This window comes from Streptomyces sp. HP-A2021, from assembly GCF_022807935.1.
Lineage (GTDB): Bacteria > Actinomycetota > Actinomycetes > Streptomycetales > Streptomycetaceae > Streptomyces > Streptomyces afghaniensis.
This window is the reverse complement of sequence record NZ_CP094344.1, coordinates 6,855,544-6,877,275: the sequence shown is the minus strand read 5'-3', so window position 1 is coordinate 6,877,275 and position 21,732 is coordinate 6,855,544. Positions and strand designations below refer to the sequence as shown.

The window sequence follows — 21,732 nt, the reverse complement described above, 5'->3', positions numbered from 1 at the left end:
TCGATATGGTGCAAGCGGCGCGAAGGGGGATGGGCATGCGCAAATTCTTGTCGTCGTTACTCAGGGCAGCTCACAAGCGCTTCAGACTCACCCGGGAACTGGCCCAGAAGGAGAACCACTTCCGCTCCCTCGTAGAGAGCTCCAGCGACGTCATCATGATCGCCGCACCCAGCGGTGTCCTGAGGTACGTCTCCCCGGCCGCCGCCGGTGTGTTCGGCCGGCCGGCGGAGGAGCTGGTGGGCACGGAACTGGCCAACCTCATCCATCCGGAGGATCTGGGCGGCGTCGTGCACGAGGTGCGGCGTTTCCTCGCCGCCGACCCGGTCGAGGAACCCACCACGCGCATCGAGTGCCGTTTCCGGTCCGGCGACGGAAGCTGGCTCCATGTCGAGTCGACCGTCAGCCGGCATTACGGCGGCCTCGTCTTCAACAGCAGGGACGTGACCGAAAGGGTGCGGCTCCAGGCCCAGTTGCAGCACTACGCAGAGCACGACGCGCTCACGGACCTGCCCAACCGGGCCCTGTTCACCAAGCGCGTCCAGCACGCCCTGTCCCGCCGCGCCTCCGCCTCAGACGTGCCCCTGCGGAACACGGCCGTGCTGTTCATCGATCTGGACGGCTTCAAGGCCGTCAACGACACCTTCGGGCACCAGGCCGGGGACGAGCTGCTCGTCCAGGCCGCCCGCCGCCTCCAGGACTCCGTCCGGCACGGCGACACCGCCTCCCGGCTGGGGAGTGACGAGTTCGCGGCCCTGATCGTCGGAGACAACACCCGCGACCGGGCCGCCCGGGAACGGCACATCCTGGAGCTCGCCGACCGGCTCAGGACGACGCTGTCCCAGCCCTACCTCATCGACGGCAACGATGTCCGTGCCAACGCCTCCATCGGTGTGGCCTTCGCGGAGGCCGGCCTCGGCGCGGGCGAGCTGCTGCGCAACGCCGACCTCGCGATGTACCGCGCCAAGGCCGGCGGCAAGGGCCGCGTCGAGCTGTACAAGCCGCAGATGCAGCAGGACGTCGTACGGAAGGCGGAGCTGGCCACGCGCCTGCGGGCCGCACTGCACGACAGTGAGTTCACCCTGCTGCACCAGCCGGTGGTGTCCCTGGAGGACGGCCGGATCACGTCGGTGTCCGCGCACGCGCGCTGGCGCTCCTCGCAGGGCGTGCTGTTCACCCCGGCGGAGTTCCTGCGCGTGGCCGAGGACAGCGACAAGACCGCCGAGCTGGGCCGCTGGATGCTGGAGCAGGCTGTCGAGCAGGCCGCCGAACGGCATGCTACGGGCCTGTCCGCGCCGGTCGTCGTCCGGGTGAGCGCCCGCCGGCCACTGGACCGGTCGATGCCGCTCGGCACCATCGAGGCGCTGCTCACCCGGCACGGACTGCCGTCCGGGTCGCTGATCATCGAGCTGTCCGACGCCGACCCGAGTCTCTCCCTGGACGAGCTGGAACGCCGTCTGGGTGCCCTCAGACGTATCGGGGTCCGGATCGCCCTCGACGGGTTCGGCAGTGGCCACGGGGCGCTCACGGCCCTCAGGCGGCTCCCCGTCGACATCCTCAAGCTCGACCGCAGCCTCGTCGAGGGAATCGTCGAGTCCCCGCGGCTGCAGAAGACCACCAGTGGGCTGCTGCGCATCGCCGGCGACCTCGGGCTGCAGTCCATGGCCGACGGGGTGGACCTGCCCGAGCAGGTCGTCGCCCTGCGCGCGATGGGCTGCACCCACGGCCAGGGCATGGCGTTCTCCGGGCCACTGGACGAGTACCGGCTACGCAGAGCGCTGTCCTCGGCTTACTACCCGGTACCGCGCAGTCGGCCCGGAACCACCTTCGAGGGCAGCGACGTCCGGGGCGCCGCATCCAGCGGCGACGCCTTTGCCGAACCGGGGCTCGCAGCGGCTGAGTTGCTGCGCGAGTACGTGCCGCACAGCCAGGACGAGGCCGAAACGGTAGCCAGGGCAGCGGGTGAACTCGAGCACGCCCTCGCCCGGCTCTTCGCACGTCTCGGACCGCCTCCCGAACCGACAGCACCCGTGTACGACCCCGCAGGCAGCGGTGACGGAGGCGCGCGGCAGTGAGTGTGGAAGAAAGCAGCGGCGCTCCACCCCTTCCGCCGGACGACCTCGTCGTCTCGGTGGGTCTGGAGATCGCCATGAAGTGGGGTGCCGCCCTCGGCGGACCGGAGCAGCTCAAGATTGCGTTAGCCGCCCTGGAACCACAGCTGAAGCGGGATCACCAGGTCCGGCTCAGGCACCTGGACATGCAGCGGGAGGCGGCCGAGCGCAAGGACGAGAACGCCAAGGCCGCCGCGGAACGCGAGGCACGGCTGGCGAGAGAGAAGCGCCAGCACGCGCTCTGGATGACGGGTCTGTACGTGGGCGCCGTGATCAGCATCGCCATGCTCGGCGCCGGTATCTACGTCGCCAGGGACGTGTGGTGGCTCGCGATCATGCTCTGCGGTCCCAGCCTGATCGCCATGGGCAAGCTCTACGTGCTGCGGCGCAGCGACAGTGAGGACATGAAGGCAGTGGCCCGGAGCGCCCGGGACACGACGAACGCCGCCGGTCAGGCGCAGCCTCCGCCCCTTCCGTGAACACCCTGTTCAGGGCAGGCCGAGGGTGGTGGTGTACCTCTCGCCACGGGAAGGAACTCGCCTGGCCAATTCGAACAGGCGTATCATTGGGCCGTGGCAACGACCTATGACTTTCCGAGTGACCTCCTCGCCGGTCAGGAGGAACTCCATCAGGTCCGGGCCGAGCTGTCGGCCCTGCTGAAGCGGCTCCCCTGGTCGGTCGAACCACTGGACGGCTTCAGCGACGACAACGGCTGGCGCAAGGTGGAGCGCCCCGCCTCCCCCGGCTGGACAGCCGACGAACAGGCCGAAGTGGAGAAGCTCCGGCGGCGGGAACACGAGCTGGCGGTGTTCATCAGCACCCACCGCTACTGGTCCGAACTCACCGGCCCCGAGCGGGTGGCGGCGCGCTCGGAACTGAAGCACGCGCACGAGGCTCCGCCGGAGGAGACCGACGGAGCCCCGTAGCGGCTGAACGTGGCCTTGGCAGGGCCGTAGCGGCCCGACCCCGGGCATCCCGGAGTGACCCGAGGCCGAGTGATCCATGCCGCCTCCGTACGGACACGCGGGCCCCGTCAGACGTGGCCCGCACCAGGGCGAGGGCAAGCTCATCGCTTCCGCGTTCACGTCGCGCTACGAGTCCAAGAACGGTCTCGTGACCGTGTACGACAAGGACGGCGAGCTGCTCGCCAACGCGAACTACTGATCCCCACCGCCAAGGCCCTGCCCGCCCGTGCCGGCAGGGCTACGGCCTCCTGGAATTCCGGGCGGACGCAGAAAGAGGCCTTCCGGAGATCTGTCCGAAAGGCCTCTGGCCTGCTGCTCGGTACCGGTGGGCGCGGACGGTTTCGAACCGCCGACATCCTGCTTGTAAGGCAGGCGCTCTACCCCTGAGCTACGCACCCGGCTCCCGGGCCATGTGCCCAGGACGAGTCGACAGCCTACATTGCCCGGGGCGCGGTCCCGCAAACCAGATCCGTGGGTCGGCCCGGGGGTTAACCCCACCGTCGATCCGGGAGCGGTCCGGATCCCCCGGCGGGCCATGAATCCATACGGTCGTAGAGCGCTCGACAGCGCTCGTCGTCCGTCCAGGGGGAGATCGTCATGGCCCGCACCACTCGCACCGCCGGCACCACCCGCACTGTCTCGGCCCGCGCGGTCGCCGCCGCCGGTGCCGTCGTGGTGCTCGTCGCCGGTCTCAGCGCCTGCGGCGCGTCCGCGGGGGACGACACCGACCCCGACCACCGGTCCTTCGGCCTCCAGAGCCGCACGCTCACCATCGACTCCGACGACTCGGCCCTCGAGATCGTCGCCGCCGACAAGAACCCGGCGGGCAAGATCGAGGTCACCCGGTGGTTCCAGGGCTCGGTCGTCGTCGGCAAGGAGCCCAGGGCCACCTGGTCCATGCGGGACGACCGGCTGGTGCTGCGGCTGAAGTGCTCCGGCTTCGTCGTCGACTGCTCGGCCAAGCACCGCATCGAGGTACCGCGGGGCGTCACCGTGAAGGTCCAGGACGACGATGGCAGCGTGCGCGCCCACGGCTTCCGGGACCCCCTGAACATCCGCACGGGCGACGGTTCCGTCCGCGTCACCGACACCACCGGCCCCCTTCGGATGCGCACCGGCGACGGATCCATCCGGGCCGACGTCTCCTCCCGTGACGTCCGCACCCGCACCGGCGACGGCTCGGTCCGCCTGGAACTCGGCGCCGTACCGGACCGCGTCGAGTCCCGCAGCGGCGACGGTTCCGTGACCATCGCACTGCCCAAGGCCACCTACCGCGTGACCACCGAGACCGGTGACGGCGGCGTGAATGTGTCCGTCCCCCGCGACGAGAGCAGCTCTCATGTGGTGTCCGCCCACACCGGCGACGGCAAAGTGACGGTCCGAACAGCGAACTAACCGGCCCGTGTGTTCGTCCTTAACCGGTGGGAGAATGACACCGGGCAGGGTGGACCACAGCACGGGAGAGGGATGTGACGGCGACTCCAGCGCAGCCGTACTCGCCGTCGCTGCCGCGCGCACACCGCCCGCGCCGCCGCCTCCCCCGCACTCCGGGCCCGGTCCGTGACGCGCTCACCCTGATGGGGCTGCCCCTGCTGGCCGCGCTGGCGCTGCCCGCCGCCTTCGCGGGCGGCGGCACCCGGCGCTGGTTCGGCGGCCGGGCCGAGAGCCAGCGAGCCGAGGCGCAGGCCGCGAAGGACGCCGCCGCGGCCGCCTTCTACGAGCTCGACACCGCGCAGCGCGACCTGCGCATCTCCATCGAGACGATCACCGCCGTCGACGCCTCCCCCGCCGCCCGGCGCGCCGTCGCCGACTTCGACGCGCTCGGCCGGCGCATCGACGAGGCCAGCCACCAGTACATCAACGCCGTCGACGCCCACGACCTCGACCGTGACGACTTGGAGGCCTCGGCCGCCTCCCGCGCCCGCAGCGAGCTGACCGCCGCCAAGGAGGAGCTCGGCCGGGTCAAGCAGGAGCTGGACCGGTTCACCGAGGGCCTCGGCCCGCTGCTCGGCAAGGCCGAGACCCAGCTGGCCCGCCTCGCCCCCGCGGTCGAGCGCGCCCGCCAGGCCCTGCTCGCCGCCTCCAACGCGCTCGACTCCGTACGGGCGACAGGGCTGAAGGCCGACGACCTCGCCGCCCGTCTCGCCGCCCTGTCCCCCGAGCTCACCAAGCTGAACCAGGGCGCCGGGCAGCACGGCGTACCGCAGACCCTGGAGCGGGCCGAGCGGGTCACCCGCGGGGCCGAAGCGGTCCGTGTGGAGGCCGAGCGGCTGCCGGAGCGCGCCGCCGAGATCGATCACCGGCTGGTCTCCCTGCGCACCCGTGCCCAGGCCCTCACCACCCGTTCCGAGCAGGTCGAGCCGATCCTGAGCGAACTGCGCCGCCGCTTCACCGTGGCCTGCTGGCAGGACCTGCAACGCGTCCCCGATGTCGCCGCCGAGAACGTACGCCAGGCGGAGACGAAACTGGCCGAGGCCCAGTCCGCCCGCGACGAGCAGCGCTGGGCCGACGCCACGGCCCTGCTGTCGACCGTACGAGCCCTGCTGAACACCACCGACGAGGCCGTCTCGGCCGCCGGCGACCGCCTGCACCGCCTGAACACCGTGCAGAAGGACCCCCAGCAGGAGATCGACCGCACCCGCTTCGCCATCCGCGACGCCCAGCGCCTGGCCATGGCCGGCCGCAACACCCCCGACCCGCGCCACGCCCGCCCGCTGGACGACGCGGTGTCCCGCCTGGAACGCGCCATCGCCACCCTCGACGGCCGCCACCCGGACTACTGGCACTTCCTCACGGAAACCGAAGCGGTACGCCGGGCCGTGTCCCGCGTGGTGTCCGAGATCCGCGAGGAACGCGGGGCCGGACACTGAGCCCGGCCCCCGTCCGGTCTCAGGTGCGGTAGGCGTAGTAGTACGCGTTCGGATACGACGCGACCAGGCTCGCCACCGACCTGCGGAGGGTGTTGTTGGAGTGGTAGGTCACGTACGGCACACCGCCGCTCCTGTACGTGACGATCATGGTGTGGTCCTTGGACCCGTCCCTGTCGAAGTCCATCTGGAGGACGTCACCGACCTCGAGCTGGAAGACGTTGGCGAGCGGCTTGGTCCGCTTGGAGTTCTGGGCGAACCAGGACCACTCGTTGACGCCGACGAAGGAGTCCGACTGGATGTCGGCATTGCCGAACCACTTGGTGTAGTCGTACACGTAGCCGGGGGCGTGCTTCCAGCCGCCCGCCTTCAGGGACTGGCTGACGAAGTTGGTGCAGTCGCCGCCGGCACCGTGGCCGCTGAAGTCCGGGTAGTCCTTGTTGTAGACGTTCCAGTACTTCTCGGCATAGGCCGCCATGGCCTTGTAGTCGTACGTCGTGCCGGTCTTCGGGGCGGCGGCCGGGTTGCGGGTGATCGCCGCGCGCGGGGCGTTCGGCATGCTGTTGTCGGCAGCGGTCGCCTTGACGGGGGCCGGCTTGGAGAGCGTGTTCACGGCGAGACCGCCCTGGTCGGCGTCGCGGATGCCGGTCAGCTGCCAGTCGCCGTGCCGGTCGGCCTTGAAGGTCAGCTCGTGCCGCGCCTGGAATGCGGTGGTCTTCGGCGCGTCGCCACGGGGCCGGGCGTAGGTCAGGGTCGTGGTCTCGGTGACCTCCGCCTTGGCCGTACGGCCCGTCACCCGTGTGGCGTTCAGGGTGACGGTGGTGCCGGCCTTGCCGTACGTCTCGCCGGCCTCCGCCAGCTTCTCCTTGCGCTGCCCCAGCGCGGACCGGGTGGCGTCCTCGGTGCGGGCCGTGCCGGAGGACAGCGTGACGTCGCCGGAGAAGCCGTCGGCCAGCGGCTTGTCCGCGCCGGTCCGCCCGCCGTCGACCAGAGCGTCGGTGCGGTCGGTGAAGACCGCGTCCGCCAGCCGCTGGAAGGTGGCCTTGGTGCGCGCGTCCACCGTCGGGTCGTCGCTGACCGCCGCACCGGCGCTCCAGTTGGGCAGCAGGGCGAGTCCGGCGACGACCGAGGTCGCCGCCGCCCCGACTATCGTGACGCGACGGCGCGTCCCGCTCAATTTTCTTGCTTTCACTGGTGTTTCCCCTCTTGCCTCTGTTACTTCGAACCTGGTCACTTCACGACCGTCGACCAGTCGGGTGACTGCGCCGGGTCCAGACCGCGGAACCGCTGCAAGGTCCCGGGCTTCTGCACGTCGAGCCAGTCGGCCAGTTCCCTGAAGGACACGCACTTGACGTCCTTCTTCGTGCACATGGCCTTGACGACCCGGTCGACGGCCCGCATGTAGATGCCGCCGTTCCAGTCCTCGAAGTGGTTCCCGATGAACAGCGGGGCGCGGCTGCCGTAGTACACGCGGTTGAAGCCGGACATGTAGGAGGCGACGGTCTGCTCTTCCCACTGGGGGTAGTTCGCCGGGTCACCCTCGGTCTCACCCTCGGACTGGTTGTAGAGGAAGTTGAAATCCATCGACAGGCCCTGGTACGTGCCGCCCTCGTAAGGGAGCATCTGCAGCGGGAAGTCCCACATGCCGTTCTTCTTGCCGGGCCATATCTGGAAGTCGCCCGCGGAGCTGGCGTCATAGCGCCAGTGGTACCCCTCGGCGGCTTTCAGCAGGTTCTTCTGGCCCTCCAGGCAGGGCGCGCGGCCGCCGGTGACCTCCTTCCTGACGTCGAACGGCAGGGGGTCGACGTCCTGGAAGCCGGTGTTGGTCTTCCAGTTCTCGGCGAAGTCGTAGAACTGGTCGATCTCGCTCTTCCACTCGGCGACGCTCCAGTCGCCGCCGCCCTTCTTGCCGCAGAAGTGACCGTTGAAGTGGGTGCCGATCTCGTTCCCGTCCTGCCATGCCTTGCCGAGTTGGTCCAGCGTGGTGCGGATGTGCTCGTCGGTGGCGAAGCTGATCGCCGCCGAGCCCCTGGCGTGCTGAGGCGGGGAGTAGAGCTCCTTCTTGTCCCTGGGCAGCAGGTAGATGCCCGTGAGGAAGAAGGTCATGTGGGCGTCGTACTCCCTGGCCAGCTCCCGGTAGTGCGAGAAGAGCCCGTCGTCGCCCTGCAGCGCGCCGTCCCAGGAGAAGACCACGAACTGGGGCGGCTTCTCGCCCGGCTTGAGCGGAACCGGCTTCAACTGCCCGCGCTGCGGACCGGTGTAGGAGGTGGAGCCGTCCCCCAGGACCTTCGCCCTGCCGTCCCACCGGGGCTTCTGATCCGGCTTGGCGGGGGCCCTCTTGCGAGCGCCGGAGGAGGCGGTCGGGGTGGGGGTGTCCGAGCGGGTCAGGACCAGATAGCCCGCGACCAGTGACGCGACGACGAGAAGGGCCGCCAGGGTCAGCACCCCCGGGGGTGTGGTGCGGCGGGGTCGGCGGCGGCGGCCGGACGGCGGTTTCATGCGCGGCTCATTCTGCGAGGGGGGGTGGGGGGCGGAACGGTTCCGGGCTGGGCTCAGCCGATGCCGCGGGCACCGGACCAGATGCGGTACGGCACGCTGTCGCCGGGGGAGCCCGCGGTCCCCTTCAACGGCAGGGGTTCGAGGCTCTTGGCGAGGTCGATGCGGTAGGCCACCACGGCCGTCGACACGGAGTTGGCCGTGCCGATGTACCAGGCGGCGGTGTCGTTCTGCGTGGTGCCGGCCTTCCCGGCCACCGTGGCGGTGGTCGCCGCCCCCGGGCGGGCGGTGCGGAAGGCGTCGGTGAGGGCGGACTGGACCGCCTCGGCCACGGCCGCCTTCACCGCACGGCGGGACGCGGGCTTCGTCAGCGGGACCTCGGAGCCGTTGCGGGTGATCCGGGCCACCGAGTACGGCTCGACGTGCCGGCCGGCGGCGGCGAACGTGGTGTATCCGCTCGCCATGCGGATCGCGCTGGGCGTGGCACTGCCCAGGGACATCGCGGGCACCTGCGGGCCGAAGCTGGAGGAGAGCAGGCCCGCCCGCTGGGCGGTTTCCCGCACCGTGTCCAGGCCGGTGTCCATGCCGAGCTGCATGAACGGCGTGTTCACCGACAGGGCGAGCGCCCGGCTCAGGCTGATGCGCCCGTAGGACTTCCCGCCGTCGTTGTGGGAGGTGACCTTCTTGCCGCCGCGGTCCCAGTAGGGGCCCTCGGGTGTGGTGACGGCGATGCCGTCGTCCCCGTCGTACAGCGTCTGCGGGGTCACCTCGGTCGCGGGGCCCTCACGAGTCTTGTGCACGCCGTTCTCCAGGGCGGCGGCGTAGACGAACGGCAGGAAGGCAGAACCGGCGGGGACGGTGGTGGCGTTGGACTCGTTGTAGCCCTGTTCGCGGTGGTCGGGGCCGCCGTGGACGGCGAGGATGCGCCCGTCGGTGGCCACCGAGGCGGCGCCGAAGTGCAGGGACTTCGCCTTGGCCGGGTCGCCCTTCCGCGCCTGCTTGCGGGCCTTGTCCACGGCGTCGGTGAGCGCGGTCTCCTGCTTGCTGTCGAAGGTCGTGTAGATCTGGTAGCCGCCGAGGTCGAACTCCCTGGCCGAGAGGTGCGCCGCCTTCTTGGCGTACTGGGCTGCCAGTTCGACGAGGTAGTCGCTCTGCTTGCCGGTGTCGTACCCGGGCGCCCGCTTCAACGGCTCGGGGAACTCCTTGTACCGGGCCCGCTCGGACTTCGACAGCGCCCCGGTGTCGACCATGCGGTCGAGGATCCAGGACCAGCGCTCCACCGCCCGGTCGTGGTTGGCCTTGCTCAGGGCCGGGTCGTAGAGCCCGGCGCCCTTGAGGAGGGAGGCGAGGAACGCGGCCTCGCCGGCGTCGAGTTCGCCGACGTCCTTGCCGTAGTAGGCCTGGGCGGCGCGCTGGATGCCGTAGGTGCCGCGGCCGAACCAGCTCGTGTTGAGGTAACCCTCGAGGATGTCGTCCTTGCTCATCCCGTTGTCGAGCTTGAGGGCGAGCATCGCCTCGGTGAACTTGCGGCCCACCGAGCGGTCCTGGTTGAGGTAGACGTTCTTGACGTACTGCTGGGTGATGGTGGAGCCGCCCTGGGTGTCCCCCTGGCCGAGGGTGCGCCACAGGGCGCGGGTGAGGCCGCTGAAGGATATGCCGGGGTCGCTGTAGAAGCTCGCGTTCTCCGCCGCCAGCACCGCGCCCCGGACGTCCTCGGGGATGTCCTTCAGCGGCATGTCCTGCCGCCGCACCCAGCCGGTGCGGGCCATGGGCGTCCCGTCGGACCAGAAGTAGACGTTGTCCTGCTGGGTGGCGTACGAGTTGAGGTTCTCCGGAATGTCGGTGGCGGCGTATGCGGAGCCCAGGAGGACGACGATCAGGCCGGTGAACGTCAGCGCGGCACCGAGCCACTGCCGCCAGGAAGGCATCCAGCGGCGCCAGCCGGTGCGGTCGGCGTGCGGGTAACGGGGGCGGAGGCGGTGGGCGTGCGACCCGACGCGGGTGACGAGCCGGTTCAGCCTGGGGCCCGCGACTGGGATCCGGGACGGGCGGGCAGTCCGGGGGACCCGGCGCCGGTGGCGCGACCTGCCGGGTGCGCTGCCGTCCGGGGCTGTGGCGGAGGATGGGTTCGCGTTGTCGGTGGCGGCCACGTCGACGGTGCGTAAGAGCACGGTCTCGTCCGCGTTCATGGAAGCGGGGACCTTCAACTGCATGGTCTCGTCCGGTTCCCGCCCAGCCTTGTACACGGCTTGTCTCCCTCCCGCTCACGGTGGTGCTCGCACGGAAGGGCATGGCTGCCGTGGTCGACGGCAACGAGCCCTCATGTCCCCCGCCTTGCGGCCCCTCGTGGCGATCGAAAGCTATCAGCGGCCTTTACAGTTTCTCCACACCGGTATGGCAAGAGTGATCAAAAGGAATCCCGAAGGGCGGTATTTTTGCCGGCGCGGATTAGTCTGTGCGCATGCCTCGCTACGAGTACCGCTGCCGGACCTGCGGCGACACCTTCGAACTCAGCCGTCCCATGGCTCAGTCCTCCGCTCCGGCGGCATGCCCCTCGGGTCATGACGACACGGTGAAGCTCCTCTCCACGGTCGCGGTCGGCGGCTCTGCCTCTGCCCCGGCACCGGCACCCCGCTCAGGTGGCGGCGGTGGCGGTGGCGGCTGCTGCGGAGGCGGCTGCTGCGGCTGACTTACCCCGGTTCAGCTCCCCAGGTAGCGGAGCACTGCCAGCACCCTGCGTGAGTATCCCTCACCCCCTGCCAGCTCCAGCTTGTCGAAGATCGCGTTGATGTGCTTCTCCACCCCGCTCTGGGAGATGTGGAGCCGCTGAGCGATGGCCGCGTTGGTATGCCCCTGAGCCATCTCGGCGAGCACGTCCCGCTCGCGTGCGCTGAGCCGGCCGAGCAGGTCGGTGTGGGTCGTGCGGCCGAGCAGCTGCCGCACGACCTCCGGGTCGAACGCGGCACGGCCGCGGGCCACCCGCTCCAACGCGTCCAGGAACTCGTCGACCTGGACCACACGGTCCTTGAGCAGATATCCGACTCCTTCCGAGTCGCCGGTCAGCAGCTCCGTCGCGTACCGCTTCTCCACGTACTGTGAGAGCACCAGCACCCCGACCTCCGGCCACCTCTCGCGGATCTCCAGGGCCGCGCGCAGGCCCTCGTCGCTGTGGGTGGGCGGCATCCGCACGTCGGCGATGACGACGTCCGGCGGGTCCTCGGCAACGGCCTTCAGCAGCAGTTGTGCGTTGCCGACGGCGGCGAGCACCTCATGCCCCTCCTCCGCGAGGAGCCGTACCAGCCCCTCTCTCAGCAGGGTGGAGTCCTCGGCCAGGATCACTCGCACGGCAGCTCCGCGGTCACGAAGGTGGGGCCGCCCGGCGGGCTGACCACATTGAGGGATCCGTCAAGGGCGTTCACCCGCCGGGCCAGCCCGAACAGCCCGCTCCCCGACGCGTTCGCGCCACCGCAGCCGTCGTCCTCGACACACACGTACAACAAGCCGTCCTCCACTCCCACAGCGACGCGTATTCGGTTCGGCTTGGCATGCTTGACCGCGTTGGTGACGGCCTCGCAGACGACGAAGTAGGCGACGGTCGCCACGGCCTTCTCCGGTTCCTCGGTGAGGCCGTACTCCACCCTCACCGGCACGGACGCCCGCTCGGCGACCGTCTCCAGCGCGGCGCGCAGTCCGGCCTCGTCCAGCGTGGTCGGGTAGATCCGCCAGGCGACCTCCCGCAACTCGTCCAGGGCCTGCCGGCTCTCCTCATGGGCCTGACGCAGCAACTGGTCGGCGCGGTCGGGGTCCTGGCTGCGCCGGGCACGGCCGAGCAGCATGCCGAGGGCGACCAGGCGCTGCTGAACGCCGTCGTGCAGGTCCCGCTCGATACGGCGCCGCTCCTCGTGCACCGCGTCGACCACCGCGGCCCGGCTCGCGGACAGCTCGGCGATGCGCCGCTCCAGGTCCTCCTGATGGCGGGGCACGAGGACGCGGCGCGCCAACTGCCCTTCCAGCCCGGCCACTCCGAATATCCCCTGCGCCGAGAGAAACAGCAGGAACATCCCGGCCAGGCTGCTGTTGACGATCGAGCCGGGAAAGCGGATGTCGGTCAGCAGCCACGCGTACATCCACAACGTCCCGTAGACGAGTCCGATGCCCACCGCCAGTATCACGACCCCGCCGAGGAGTCCGAGGGGCCAGCGGCAGGCCACGTACCGCAAGGCCCGCATGTCCTCGTGCGTGGGCGGGAGGCGCACGCCCAGCCAGGCCCTCAGCCGCGCTCGCTCCCACTCCCCCAGTCCTCGTGCGCCCGCGAGTACGGGACGGAGTATGGCGCGACGGCCGGTCGGCCATGCCGCCACGGGCAGCAGGGCCAGGCCGGCCAGAACGATGAAGACCAGCTCGACGACGGCCGCGGCGGCTCCCAGGATGAGACCGACCGCGCACCGCACTCCACGCCGCGCCATGTTTCGCATGATCGCGAGGCTAGCCGGGCGCGAGGGGGCCGCACACTGCGGAAAACCGCAATTCGAGGCTGCGGAGAACCGCAAGGCATCGTGCGGATTTCCTCAGGGATCCTTCAGCTCCGATTTTCTAGCGTGGTCGGCATGACAGCCATCGCGCACACGATCACAGCGGACGCGGTCGCGGCCGGGGCGGCCGCCGACGCCGGGCCGCAGTGGGTCAACGACCTCATGGACGCGCTGGGCGCGCCGGGTGCCGGTCTCGCCATCGCCCTGGAGAACCTGTTCCCGCCGCTGCCCAGCGAGGTGATCCTGCCCATGGCCGGGTTCGCCGCGAGCAGCGGGCGGATGAGCCTGCTCGCCGTCCTGCTGTGGACGACGGCCGGCTCGGTGATAGGCGCCCTCGCGCTGTACGGCGTCGGCGCGCTGCTCGGCCGCGACCGGACGGTGGCGATAGCAGCCCGGCTGCCGTTGGTGAAGGTCTCCGACATCGAGCGGACGGAGGCATGGTTCCTGCGGCACGGCACCAAGGCGGTGTTCTTCGGCCGGATGATCCCGATCTTCCGCAGCCTGATATCCGTGCCGGCGGGTGTGGAGCGCATGCGCCTGCCGGTGTTCCTGGGGCTGACCACGCTGGGCAGCGCGATCTGGAACACGGTTTTCGTGCTCGCGGGCTACCTCCTCGGCGCGAACTGGCACCAGGTGACGGACATCGTCTCCGCCTACTCGAAGGTGGTCCTCATCGTGGCGGCCCTGGCGGTGGTGGCGTTCGCCGGCGTACGGCTGCTGCGACGCCCCCAAAGGGGCGCGGGGAACTGCGCGCCAAGCCACAACACACCCGCACCCGCACCCGCACCCGCACAACACCGCACCCCTCCGAGCTCCTAGGCGAACCGGCCAGGCCCAGCGGCAGCGGCCCGCAGAAGCTCCCGCAGGATCCGCTCCCCCGCAAGGACGCCCCGCTCGGGAAGCGCCCTGATCGCGGGAGCCGTCCAGTCGCTGTCGGCCAGCTCCCCGTGGCCCGGGCGCCAGCCCTGGTCGGCCGCGAGGAGCAGGTCGGCGTCGAGCAGGGAGTCGCCGGCGGCGAGGGTGAGATCGGCGCCGGTCCTACGGGCGACCTCGCGCATCGCCGCGCTCTTCGTGAGCGGCTTGGGCACGGCGTAGATCTTGCGGCCCTGCAGGGACACGGTCCAGCCGCGGTTCTCCGCCCACACCGCGAGCTCCTTCACCCAGTCCTCGTCCAGCAGTTCACGCTCGACGACGAGGTAGGCGAAGAGGTCGTCGGCGACGCGGTGCTTGCGCACCCAGACCGGGTCGGCGGCCCTGAGCAGGTGTTCCTGCACCTCGGCCAGGGGCGCGCACTGGTCGGCCAGCCGCGCACACACCTGTGCGTGCCAGTCGGGGTCGGACACGCCGTCCACCAGGATGTGGCCGCCGTTCGCGCAGATCGCGTAGGTGGGCGCGGGGCCCGGCAGATTGATGCGCAGGTACTGCTTGCGCGTGCGTGTCGTCGTCGGGACGAACACGGCCGTGTCGCCCAGGTCCGTGAGGAGCTGGGCCGCCGTCTCCGTCATGTACGACAGCGGTCTGCTCTCGTGCACCTCCACGCACAGCAGCCGGGGCGCCCTTGCGTCCGGCATGGTCAGCGCCAGGGCGGCAGCGGAGTAGATCAGTGTGCGGTCGAGGTCGCTGGCGACGAGTGCGGGCATCAGACCGTCACCGCCTTGCCGTCGGCGCCGGTCGCGCCCCGGGTGTACTTGGGGTGGATCAGGCCGACGCAGGTGTACGGCAGCGCGGCCACCTCCTCGACGGGTACGCCGCGTTGCCCGGCCAGCAGGCGTACGTGGTCGAGGTCGCTGCCCGCCCCGGCGCGTGCCAGGACCTTCCAGGGCACGCGGCGCAGCATCACCCGGGTGGTCTCGCCGACGCCGGGCTTGACGAGGTTCACGTCGTGGATGCCGTACTCCTCGCTGATGCGCTCGACGGCGGCCCAGCCCTCCCAGGTGGGCGAGCGGTCGGCGGCGAGCAGTTCCTTGGCCTGGGCGCAGGCGGCGTCCGCCACCTCGGGGAAGCGTGCGGAGACGGCGTCCAGGAACGTCACCGAGACGTCGGTGCCGGCGAGTTCGCGGTAGAACTTGGCGCCGTGGAAGTCGTGCGGTCCGACGAGGTCCGCCCGCAGCACGGTCCGCGAGATCAGGCCGGACACGGTCGAGTTGAGGCAGGCGGAGGGGATGAGGAAGTCCTCGCGGGTGCCGTAGGTCCGTACGCAGGAGCCCGGGTCGGCCAGGACGGCGATCTCGGGGCTGAAGCCGGTGATGCCGTCGGACTTCTCGAACTCTTCCAGCGCCTGGGCGAGTTCGCGGGTGATGGCGCCCTTGCCGGTCCAGCCGTCGACGAAGACGACGTCCCGGGGGTCGTGGTGCTCGGCGAGCCAGCGCAGCGCGTTGGCGTCGATGCCGCGGCCGCGGACGATCGACACGGCGTAGTGCGGCAGGTCGAGGCCGTGCCGGTGCTGGGCCCAGCGGCGCATCAGGATGCCGATCGGGGTGCCCGCGCGGGCCAGGGAGACCAGGACCGGGCGGGGCGACCGCTCGGCCAGGACGGTCTCGGTGACCACGCCGACCGCCTGGGCGATGCGGGCCGCCGAGTCCTCCAGCGCGGCGTGGAACAGCTCCTGGTACTGCTCGCTGGGCTGGTACTCCACGGGCAGCGACTCGGCGTAGTGCGCGCCGCCGCTCTGGATCGCCTCCTCGCGCTCCTCGGTCGGCGCCTCCAGCGTCACGTCCGAGAGGTCCTGGAGCAGCCAGCCGACCTCCTCGGGCGCGTACGAGGAGAAGGCGGGGCCGCGGAGGGGCTCGGGCAGCATGGAGGGCCTTTCGGGGGCGTGCGGGGCCTCGGGGACGTACGACGGTACGACGGCGAGGAGGACCTCGGGGGTGTGCGCGGCGAGCTGGGCCAGCAGGCCGTCGGGCGCGTGCAGCGGGGGCGTGTCCGCGGCCGAGTCGACGACGGCGACGACGGCGTCGAACCCGGCCCCCGCGACGTTGTAGGCGTACCGCTCGCCGGGGCCGTCCGCGGGGTTGTCGTGGGCGGGGAAGCGCAGGCGGGTGCGTATCGCGTAGCCGGGGTCGTCGACGGCGAGGACGGGCGAGCGGGTGGTGGTCGAGTAGCGCACCTCGACGTCCGTGGCCAGCTCCAGGGCTTCCGCGAGCCGCAGCGGGGCGTACATCAGCTCCTCGAAGCCGAGGACGAGCACGCGGCGGGCGCCGGCGGGCAGTGCCTCGGCGAGCCGGGCGGCCAGGGCGGGCAGGGCGGCCTCCAGGCGCTCCCGGTGCGCGGGGGTGAAGCCGTGCCGTCCGCCGTCGGGCAGGCCCTCGGGCCAGCGCAGGTCGATGCGGGTGACGTGGGGGTGGGCGAGGTTGTCGTCCGGCTGCGGGCCGGTGGGGGCTGTTCGCGCAGTTCCCCGCGCCCCCAGGGGGCCGGCGGCAACGTCCTCAAGGGGCGCGGGGAACTGCGCGACCGGCCCGGACGATGCCGCAGACGACGAACCACCCTCCGCGGCACTCTCTGACTCGTACCGCGCCACCAGTTCCTGCCCCTTCTCCAGCACCCCCTCGGGCAGCCGCACGGTCCCCGAAGCCGCTGTCACGAGATCCACCCGCGCGCCGATCTCCCCGGCGAATTCCGCGAGGCGACCCGCGTCGGCCGCCGACCGCATGTCCACCAGCGCCACCACGACGTACCGCCGCCGCGGATACCGCTCGTGAAGATCCCGGACGGTGTTCAGCACCGTGTTCCCCGTGGAGAACTCGTCGTCGACCAGGACCAGCGGCCCGTCGCCGGTGAGCAGCGCGGGGTCCTCCGGCAGCAGCAGGTGCGAGGTCGCGTGCGAGTGGGCCTCCTCGAAGCCGCCGGCCGGGTCGAGACCGGCGACGGAGCGGCGGGTGGAGTGCAGGTAGGGGGCGAGGCCCAGACCGTCGGCGACGGAGTGGCCGAGGCCGGTCGCGGTCTCGGCGTAGCCGAGGACGACCGCGCGGCGCGCCTCGTCGGCGCCCAGCAGGTCACGTACGCGGCGGCCCAGCTCGAAGCCGTGGCCGTAGATTACGGACGGCGACTGCGGGACGTGCTTGCCGAGCACGTTCGACACCAGCAGGTGGGCCCGCTTGGGATTGCGGCGCAGGGCCAGTCCCAGCAGGCCGGTGAGCCGGTCGTCGCCGACGAGCTCGACACCGAGCCGCTCGGCGACCCAGCTGCCCGACCAGACGCCGCCGGCACCGTCGGCCTTCCCGGCCCGCACTCCGTCGCCGTCGTCGTCGCGCACCTGGTGGTGCACCCCCTCGTTCACTGCCTTCTCCATGAATTCCCTGCGTCGAAGTCGCCGGTCTCCCCGGCGAGCCTGCGTTCCTGCGTTCCTCGGATGCCGTGCGTTCAGTCGCGCAAGCCGGCCGCGAGCAGCTCCACGAAGCCGATGTCCTCGTTCGCCACGCCGAAAACCTCGGCACGCAGCAGGGTCCGCTCGGCCCAGGCCCGATGCGGCTTCACCTCGTTCATCTTGTTCGTGTACGCCGACCTCAGCACACCCCCGCCGCCGCGCTCGGGGCGCAGGATGTCCTGGGCGTCCGAGAACTCCTCGTGGCTGACGACCGACAGGGCGTGCACGGGCAGCACGTGCGAGGGGTGGATGCAGGTCTTGCCCAGCAGTCCGTTGGCCTGGTCCAGGGAGATCTCCCTGAGCAGGCCGTCCATGGCGTGCTCAATCAGCTTCTCGCGCAGTTCCGCGGCCTGCACCTCAAGGAAGGGGCTCTGCCGCAGCAGCGGCTTGAACATGCGCTCCTGGACCCGGAAGTACTCCCACACCGGCCCGGTCACGGTGAAGCCGGTCCCGTCGGCGCGGCCCAGCATGTTCACCACGTCGGCGATCACGGAGGCGACGATCTGCACGTCGTAGGCCGTCATGTCGGGGCCTCTGCGCAGTCCGTACGAGGAGCAGAAGTCCGTCACGCCGAGGCGCAGGGCGAGGACGCGGTCGCGGTACTTGTCGACCGCCCGGGAGATGCCCTCCAGGGTCGCCACGCGCGACTCGCGGTAGAGCAGCTCCGGCGACTCCAGCACCGGCATGGCGAAAAGGCGCCGGGCGCCCTCGGTCCCGGTCTCGGCGGTCGCCAGCGCCTCCAGGAAGGGGATGCCGCGTTCCTCGGTGAACTTCGGCAGTACGAATCCGGACAGCACCCGGACGGCGGGCCCGAGGCGGCGTACCAGGTCGGGGATCTGCTCGGGGACGCGGACCCGGATGAAGAGCAGCGGCAGGTCCGCACCCGGGCGGTCGGCGAGCGCCGTGAGCTGGCGGACGAGGTTCTCCTCGCCCGGGCCGACCTCCGCGTCGTCGATGGAGTCCTCCAGGCACAGGACCATGGAGACCACGCCGCGACCGGCCTGCTTGAGGATGTCGTCGGCGAGGCGGGGCCGGGTGGCCGGGCTGTAGAGCGTGGCGCCGAGGGCGGCCGAGAGCAGCCAGGCCGGCGAATCCGCGGTGAACGTACACGGCTCGCGGTAGAAGAGACGCTTCCGCACCTCAGGGGCGATGTGCCCGAAATGACGCATGGAACTCCCCCGTGGTGGTTGTGCGACCTGCGAATCGTCGAAAGCTGGCCGGTAATAGTACGTAGAAGTCCATGGCAGAGGTTCCCATCAGGCATGAATTTCAGGTAACGCGGGCAAGCACAGCCGGGCCCGGCCATGACGACGGTAGTCCGCGAGGGCCGTCCGCGCCGCTCGTGGCGCCGCGGGCCCCCGCGTTGTCGTGAGCAGGACCGAGAAGGCAGGATGACGGCATGACGCACGCGATGCTGAAGGGGTCGAACGTCCCGCTGGAAGCCACCACGGTGCGCGCCGTGCTGCGCTGGACACCCGGGCAGGGGGTTCCGGACGTCGACGCCTCCGCGTTGCTCCTCGGCCCCGACGGTCATGTGCGCTCCGACGAGGACTTCGTCTTCTACAACCAGCCCCGGCACCCGTCCGGGAAGGTGTGGCGGCTCGGCAAGAAGCGGGTCGCCGAGGGTCTGACCGACACGATCCAGTCGGATCTCGCCGGTGTCGAGTCGGGCGTCAGCCGGATTCTGCTGGTCGCTTCGGCGGACGGCGTCACGTTCGACCGCGTACGGGCACTGCGCATTCTGCTGTACGACGCGGCGGGCACCGGCGCGGAGGCTCTGGCGTACTTCGACGTCAAGCCGGAGACGGGCCAGGAGACCGCGCTGATCTGCGGCGAGCTGTACCGGCGCGGGGAGGGCTGGAAGTTCCGGGCGCTGGGCGAGGGCTATTCGAACGGGCTTCAGGGGCTCGCGACCGACTACGGCATCTCCGTGGACGAGTCGGAGGCGATGGAGGAGACGGACGGACAGCCGGCGACCGCCGACCCGGCACAGCCCACGACCTCCGCCACGACCCAGCAGCCCCCGGCCACGACCCAGCAGCCCGCGACCGCGGCCCCGCCCGCCCCCGAGGTGTCCCGGCCGCTGCCCCCGGAGCAGCCGACCGCGGTGCCCGCGCAGCCCGCGTACGGCTATCCGCCCCAGCAGCCCCCGGCGACCCAGCCGGCGTACGGCTACCCGCAGCCCACCAGCCAGCCCGCCTACGGCTACCCCCAGGCACCGGCGACCGCGGGCGTCACGGGCGCGCAGTCCGGCTACGGCTACCCGGAGCCGGTCGCGGCCGCGGCCCCCGACCCGGACTTCCGCCTGCCCCCGCAGGGCCCGCAGTTCATCGGACGCTAGGCAGGGCCAGGGCCCTCGGCCCTGGCCCTCAGCGCTCGACCTTCGTCTTGTAGCCCCGGCCCCACTGGAGCCCCCACCCGTACAACCGGTCCAGCTCGGCCTGGAACCCGTAGACGAACTTCGCCTCGCGGCGCACGATGATCTCGTCCTTGACCTTTTCGATCATGACGACGGCGCAGGAGCGGGCCTGCGGCTGGCGTTCGTCGAGGTGGATCTCGATGCGGGGGCCGTTGCTCGGGTAGAGGGTGACGATGGCGTGGGCGCGGTCGAAGGCGGGTGTCGCGTCGTAGATGTAGACGAAGACCAGGAGCCGCTTGATGCTGTCGCGGTGGTCGAGGTTGATGTACATCGTCTCGCCGGACGCGGAGCCGAAGCGGTCGTCGCCGCTGAGCTTGACGTACGGCGGGGCGTTGACGTCGCCGAAGTAGCCGCCGAGGGGCTGGACGACGCCCTTGCTGCCGTCCTGGAGTTCGTACAGACAGCCCAGGTCGAGGTCGACGTTGACCACGCTCTGGCTGTGGCCGATGACCTCGGGCGGTTTGAGGGCCCTGAAGGGGTGCCGCAGCAGGCTCTCGCGCTGCGGGCCGCCGATGTCGGAGGTGCGCATCCGCCAGCTCAGGTTGACCCGGAGATGGCCGGTGGCCGCGCCCTGTTTGGTGAGTGATATCTGCGCGCGCCGCTTGGTCAGTTCGATCGCGTTGGTTGCCGCGTGACCCGAGTCGAACTGCACATCGCGCCCGCGCCGGAGTCCGTCGAACAGGCCCATTCCGCCCCCACGTTCCCTTGGTGACCACGGGTCCTCGCCGTACCCGCGGCCCTTGACGACCGACGGGGCGGCCCCGAGGAGTCACCTCGGTGGCCGCCCCGCACAGAGCGTTCCTCACCCGGAGGGGTGTCACACCCCGGACGAGACCTCAGTCTTCTCGTCCGAGCCGGCTTTTCCCTCGGCCGCCGCCAGTGCCTTGTTGCGGCGGACGGAGGACCAGAAGGACCAGGCGATCAGGATGACGCCGACCGAGCCGGTGATGAACTCGTTGATCTCGTACCGGATGGTGACGAGCAGGATCATGGCGAGCGCGCCGATCGCGTAGTGCGCGCCGTGCTCCAGGTAGACGTAGTCGTCGAGGGTGCCCTCGCGGACCAGGTAGACCGTGAGCGACCGGACGTACATGGCGCCGATGCCGAGGCCGAGGGCCATCAGGACGATGTCGTTGGTGATGGCGAAGGCGCCGATGACACCGTCGAAGGAGAAGGACGCGTCCAGGACCTCCAGGTAGAGGAACATGAAGAACGCGGCTTTACCGGCAACGACGACCGCGGAGCGCGGCTTGCCGGAGCGGGCGGCCTCTTCCTCCTGCTCGTGTTCGCGTTCCTCCTCCTCTTCGAGCTTGTCCTCGAAGTAGCCGGAGAGACCGCCGACGATCATGTAGGTGATCAGGCCGCCGATACCGGAGAGCAGAACCGTCTCCGCCTTGTCGACGTGCGTGCCGCCGTGCTGGTGGGCGTGGGTCGCGAAGGTCATCGCCGAGATCAGCAGGACGATCAGCGCGATGCAGACCGACAGCATGTCGACCTTGCCGAGCTTGGCCAGCGGGCGCTCCAGCCACCCGAGCCACTTGATGTCCCGGTCCTCGAAGATGAAGTCCAGGAAGATCATCAACAGGAACATACCGCCGAAGGCGGCGATCGCCGGGTGGGCGTCCGTCACGAGCTGCTGGTACTGGTCCTTGTCGGTGAGCGCGAGGTCGACGGCCTCGATCGGCCCGAGCTGTGCGCTGAGAGCGACGATCACGACGGGGAAGACCAGCCGCATGCCGAACACGGCGATCAGGATGCCGATCGTGAGGAAGATTTTCTGCCAGAAGGCACTCATCTTCTTCAGGATTCCGGCGTTGACCACCGCGTTGTCGAAGGACAGCGAGATCTCGAGGACGGACAGGATCGCTACGAGCCCGAGGGCGGCCCACCCTCCGTAGAGGACCGCTGCGACCAGGCCGAGCGCGGTGACCGCGAACGACCACCCGAAGGTTTTCAGAAGCACTGGCTACCCAATCGTGTGT

The 21,732-nt window shown here is 70.6% G+C and carries 18 protein-coding genes, 1 tRNA gene and 1 pseudogene; 9 read left to right on the top strand and 11 right to left on the bottom strand.

Going from position 1 to position 21,732, the window contains the following annotated elements:
* Positions 1 to 86 precede the first annotated feature (86 nt).
* The 4 genes and pseudogenes from MQE23_RS31080 to MQE23_RS31065 all read left to right on the top strand — a co-directional run.
* Positions 87 to 1,802: pseudogene (locus MQE23_RS31080) on the top strand (EAL domain-containing protein); the annotation flags it as partial.
* Positions 1,803 to 2,068: 266 nt separating this feature from the next.
* Positions 2,069 to 2,587: a hypothetical protein gene (locus MQE23_RS31075; RefSeq protein WP_037667879.1), complete on the top strand. Its 519-nt coding sequence runs from the start codon at positions 2,069 to 2,071 to the stop codon at positions 2,585 to 2,587.
* A 93-nt stretch (positions 2,588 to 2,680) separates the two neighbouring features.
* On the top strand, positions 2,681 to 3,034 hold the full coding sequence (locus MQE23_RS31070; RefSeq protein ID WP_020271068.1) for a hypothetical protein: 354 nt from the start codon (positions 2,681 to 2,683) through the stop codon (positions 3,032 to 3,034).
* A gap of 76 nt (positions 3,035 to 3,110) precedes the next feature.
* Positions 3,111 to 3,272: a hypothetical protein gene (locus MQE23_RS31065; RefSeq protein ID WP_243383006.1), complete on the top strand. Its 162-nt coding sequence runs from the start codon at positions 3,111 to 3,113 to the stop codon at positions 3,270 to 3,272.
* A 127-nt stretch (positions 3,273 to 3,399) separates the two neighbouring features.
* Here MQE23_RS31065 and MQE23_RS31060 read toward each other — a convergent pair.
* Positions 3,400 to 3,471, bottom strand: a tRNA-Val gene (locus tag MQE23_RS31060).
* 199 nt (positions 3,472 to 3,670) lie between these two features.
* Here MQE23_RS31060 and MQE23_RS31055 point away from each other — a divergent pair.
* The gene (locus tag MQE23_RS31055) at positions 3,671 to 4,468 is read left to right on the top strand and encodes a DUF4097 family beta strand repeat-containing protein (protein WP_243380861.1); all 798 of its coding nucleotides are present in this window, start codon (positions 3,671 to 3,673) and stop codon (positions 4,466 to 4,468) included.
* A 74-nt stretch (positions 4,469 to 4,542) separates the two neighbouring features.
* Positions 4,543 to 5,943: a hypothetical protein gene (locus MQE23_RS31050; protein ID WP_243380860.1), complete on the top strand. Its 1,401-nt coding sequence runs from the start codon at positions 4,543 to 4,545 to the stop codon at positions 5,941 to 5,943.
* 19 nt (positions 5,944 to 5,962) lie between these two features.
* Here MQE23_RS31050 and MQE23_RS31045 read toward each other — a convergent pair whose 3' ends face one another.
* Genes MQE23_RS31045 through MQE23_RS31035 form a run of 3 tightly spaced genes read right to left on the bottom strand, consistent with a single transcriptional unit; the run spans position 5,963 to position 10,649 of the window.
* A complete protein-coding gene (locus MQE23_RS31045; RefSeq protein ID WP_020271064.1) occupies positions 5,963 to 7,117 on the bottom strand; it encodes an amidase domain-containing protein in 1,155 nt (384 codons plus the stop codon).
* A 53-nt stretch (positions 7,118 to 7,170) separates the two neighbouring features.
* Entirely contained in the window at positions 7,171 to 8,439 is a 1,269-nt protein-coding gene (locus MQE23_RS31040; protein ID WP_243380859.1) for a hypothetical protein, read from the bottom strand.
* A gap of 53 nt (positions 8,440 to 8,492) precedes the next feature.
* Positions 8,493 to 10,649 carry a transglycosylase domain-containing protein gene (locus MQE23_RS31035; protein WP_243382824.1) on the bottom strand — a complete coding sequence of 719 codons (2,157 nt, stop codon included), beginning with the start codon at positions 10,647 to 10,649 and terminating at the stop codon, positions 8,493 to 8,495.
* A 248-nt stretch (positions 10,650 to 10,897) separates the two neighbouring features.
* Between MQE23_RS31035 and MQE23_RS31030 the strand changes: the two genes are divergently transcribed.
* Entirely contained in the window at positions 10,898 to 11,125 is a 228-nt protein-coding gene (locus MQE23_RS31030; protein WP_082319785.1) for a zinc ribbon domain-containing protein, read from the top strand.
* Between the two features lie 11 nt (positions 11,126 to 11,136).
* Here MQE23_RS31030 and MQE23_RS31025 read toward each other — a convergent pair whose 3' ends face one another.
* Together MQE23_RS31025 and MQE23_RS31020 are read right to left on the bottom strand one after the other, a co-directional pair.
* Entirely contained in the window at positions 11,137 to 11,781 is a 645-nt protein-coding gene (locus MQE23_RS31025) for a response regulator transcription factor (protein ID WP_037667875.1), read from the bottom strand.
* Positions 11,772 to 12,911: a sensor histidine kinase gene (locus tag MQE23_RS31020; RefSeq protein WP_243380858.1), complete on the bottom strand. Its 1,140-nt coding sequence runs from the start codon at positions 12,909 to 12,911 to the stop codon at positions 11,772 to 11,774. Before MQE23_RS31020 ends, MQE23_RS31025 begins: the two co-directional genes overlap by 10 nt.
* 132 nt (positions 12,912 to 13,043) lie before the next feature.
* Here MQE23_RS31020 and MQE23_RS31015 point away from each other — a divergent pair, with 132 nt between their 5' ends.
* On the top strand, positions 13,044 to 13,787 hold the full coding sequence (locus MQE23_RS31015) for a DedA family protein (protein ID WP_243380857.1): 744 nt from the start codon (positions 13,044 to 13,046) through the stop codon (positions 13,785 to 13,787).
* On the opposite strand, the gene MQE23_RS31010 is transcribed toward MQE23_RS31015, so the two are convergent.
* The 3 genes from MQE23_RS31010 to MQE23_RS31000 all read right to left on the bottom strand — a co-directional run bounded on the left by MQE23_RS31010 (position 13,784) and on the right by MQE23_RS31000 (position 18,500).
* Positions 13,784 to 14,608: an HAD family hydrolase gene (locus tag MQE23_RS31010; protein WP_243380856.1), complete on the bottom strand. Its 825-nt coding sequence runs from the start codon at positions 14,606 to 14,608 to the stop codon at positions 13,784 to 13,786. The genes MQE23_RS31015 and MQE23_RS31010 overlap by 4 nt on opposite strands.
* Positions 14,608 to 17,256, bottom strand: coding sequence for a phosphoribosyltransferase (locus MQE23_RS31005; protein ID WP_243380855.1), 2,649 nt, complete (start codon positions 17,254 to 17,256; stop codon positions 14,608 to 14,610). Before MQE23_RS31005 ends, MQE23_RS31010 begins: the two co-directional genes overlap by 1 nt.
* Positions 17,257 to 17,327: 71 nt before the next feature.
* Positions 17,328 to 18,500 carry an HpcH/HpaI aldolase/citrate lyase family protein gene (locus tag MQE23_RS31000; RefSeq protein WP_020271053.1) on the bottom strand — a complete coding sequence of 391 codons (1,173 nt, stop codon included), beginning with the start codon at positions 18,498 to 18,500 and terminating at the stop codon, positions 17,328 to 17,330.
* A 230-nt stretch (positions 18,501 to 18,730) separates the two neighbouring features.
* On the opposite strand from MQE23_RS31000, the gene MQE23_RS30995 reads away from it, so the two are divergent.
* The gene (locus MQE23_RS30995) at positions 18,731 to 19,672 is read left to right on the top strand and encodes a TerD family protein (protein ID WP_243380854.1); all 942 of its coding nucleotides are present in this window, start codon (positions 18,731 to 18,733) and stop codon (positions 19,670 to 19,672) included.
* A 28-nt stretch (positions 19,673 to 19,700) separates the two neighbouring features.
* On the opposite strand, the gene MQE23_RS30990 is transcribed toward MQE23_RS30995, so the two are convergent.
* Both MQE23_RS30990 and MQE23_RS30985 read right to left on the bottom strand, forming a co-directional pair.
* Positions 19,701 to 20,438 (bottom strand): Tellurium resistance, encoded by a 738-nt coding sequence (locus MQE23_RS30990; RefSeq protein WP_243380853.1) that lies wholly within the window; start codon positions 20,436 to 20,438, stop codon positions 19,701 to 19,703.
* A gap of 129 nt (positions 20,439 to 20,567) precedes the next feature.
* On the bottom strand, positions 20,568 to 21,713 hold the full coding sequence (locus MQE23_RS30985) for a DUF475 domain-containing protein (protein ID WP_020271704.1): 1,146 nt from the start codon (positions 21,711 to 21,713) through the stop codon (positions 20,568 to 20,570).
* Positions 21,714 to 21,732: the final 19 nt, after the last annotated feature.

Coding starts and splice junctions, on each gene's coding strand:
- MQE23_RS30995 (WP_243380854.1), top strand. CDS start 18,731: ATGACGCACGCGATGCTGAAGGGGTCGAACGTCCCGCTGGAAGCCACC.
- MQE23_RS31010 (WP_243380856.1), bottom strand. CDS start 14,608: ATGCCCGCACTCGTCGCCAGCGACCTCGACCGCACACTGATCTACTCC.
- MQE23_RS31020 (WP_243380858.1), bottom strand. CDS start 12,911: ATGCGAAACATGGCGCGGCGTGGAGTGCGGTGCGCGGTCGGTCTCATC.
- MQE23_RS31000 (WP_020271053.1), bottom strand. CDS start 18,500: ATGCGTCATTTCGGGCACATCGCCCCTGAGGTGCGGAAGCGTCTCTTC.
- MQE23_RS31015 (WP_243380857.1), top strand. CDS start 13,044: ATGACAGCCATCGCGCACACGATCACAGCGGACGCGGTCGCGGCCGGG.
- MQE23_RS31005 (WP_243380855.1), bottom strand. CDS start 17,256: ATGGAGAAGGCAGTGAACGAGGGGGTGCACCACCAGGTGCGCGACGAC.
- MQE23_RS31035 (WP_243382824.1), bottom strand. CDS start 10,649: ATGCAGTTGAAGGTCCCCGCTTCCATGAACGCGGACGAGACCGTGCTC.
- MQE23_RS31040 (WP_243380859.1), bottom strand. CDS start 8,439: ATGAAACCGCCGTCCGGCCGCCGCCGCCGACCCCGCCGCACCACACCC.
- MQE23_RS30990 (WP_243380853.1), bottom strand. CDS start 20,438: ATGGGCCTGTTCGACGGACTCCGGCGCGGGCGCGATGTGCAGTTCGAC.
- MQE23_RS31030 (WP_082319785.1), top strand. CDS start 10,898: ATGCCTCGCTACGAGTACCGCTGCCGGACCTGCGGCGACACCTTCGAA.
- MQE23_RS31055 (WP_243380861.1), top strand. CDS start 3,671: ATGGCCCGCACCACTCGCACCGCCGGCACCACCCGCACTGTCTCGGCC.
- MQE23_RS31065 (WP_243383006.1), top strand. CDS start 3,111: ATGCCGCCTCCGTACGGACACGCGGGCCCCGTCAGACGTGGCCCGCAC.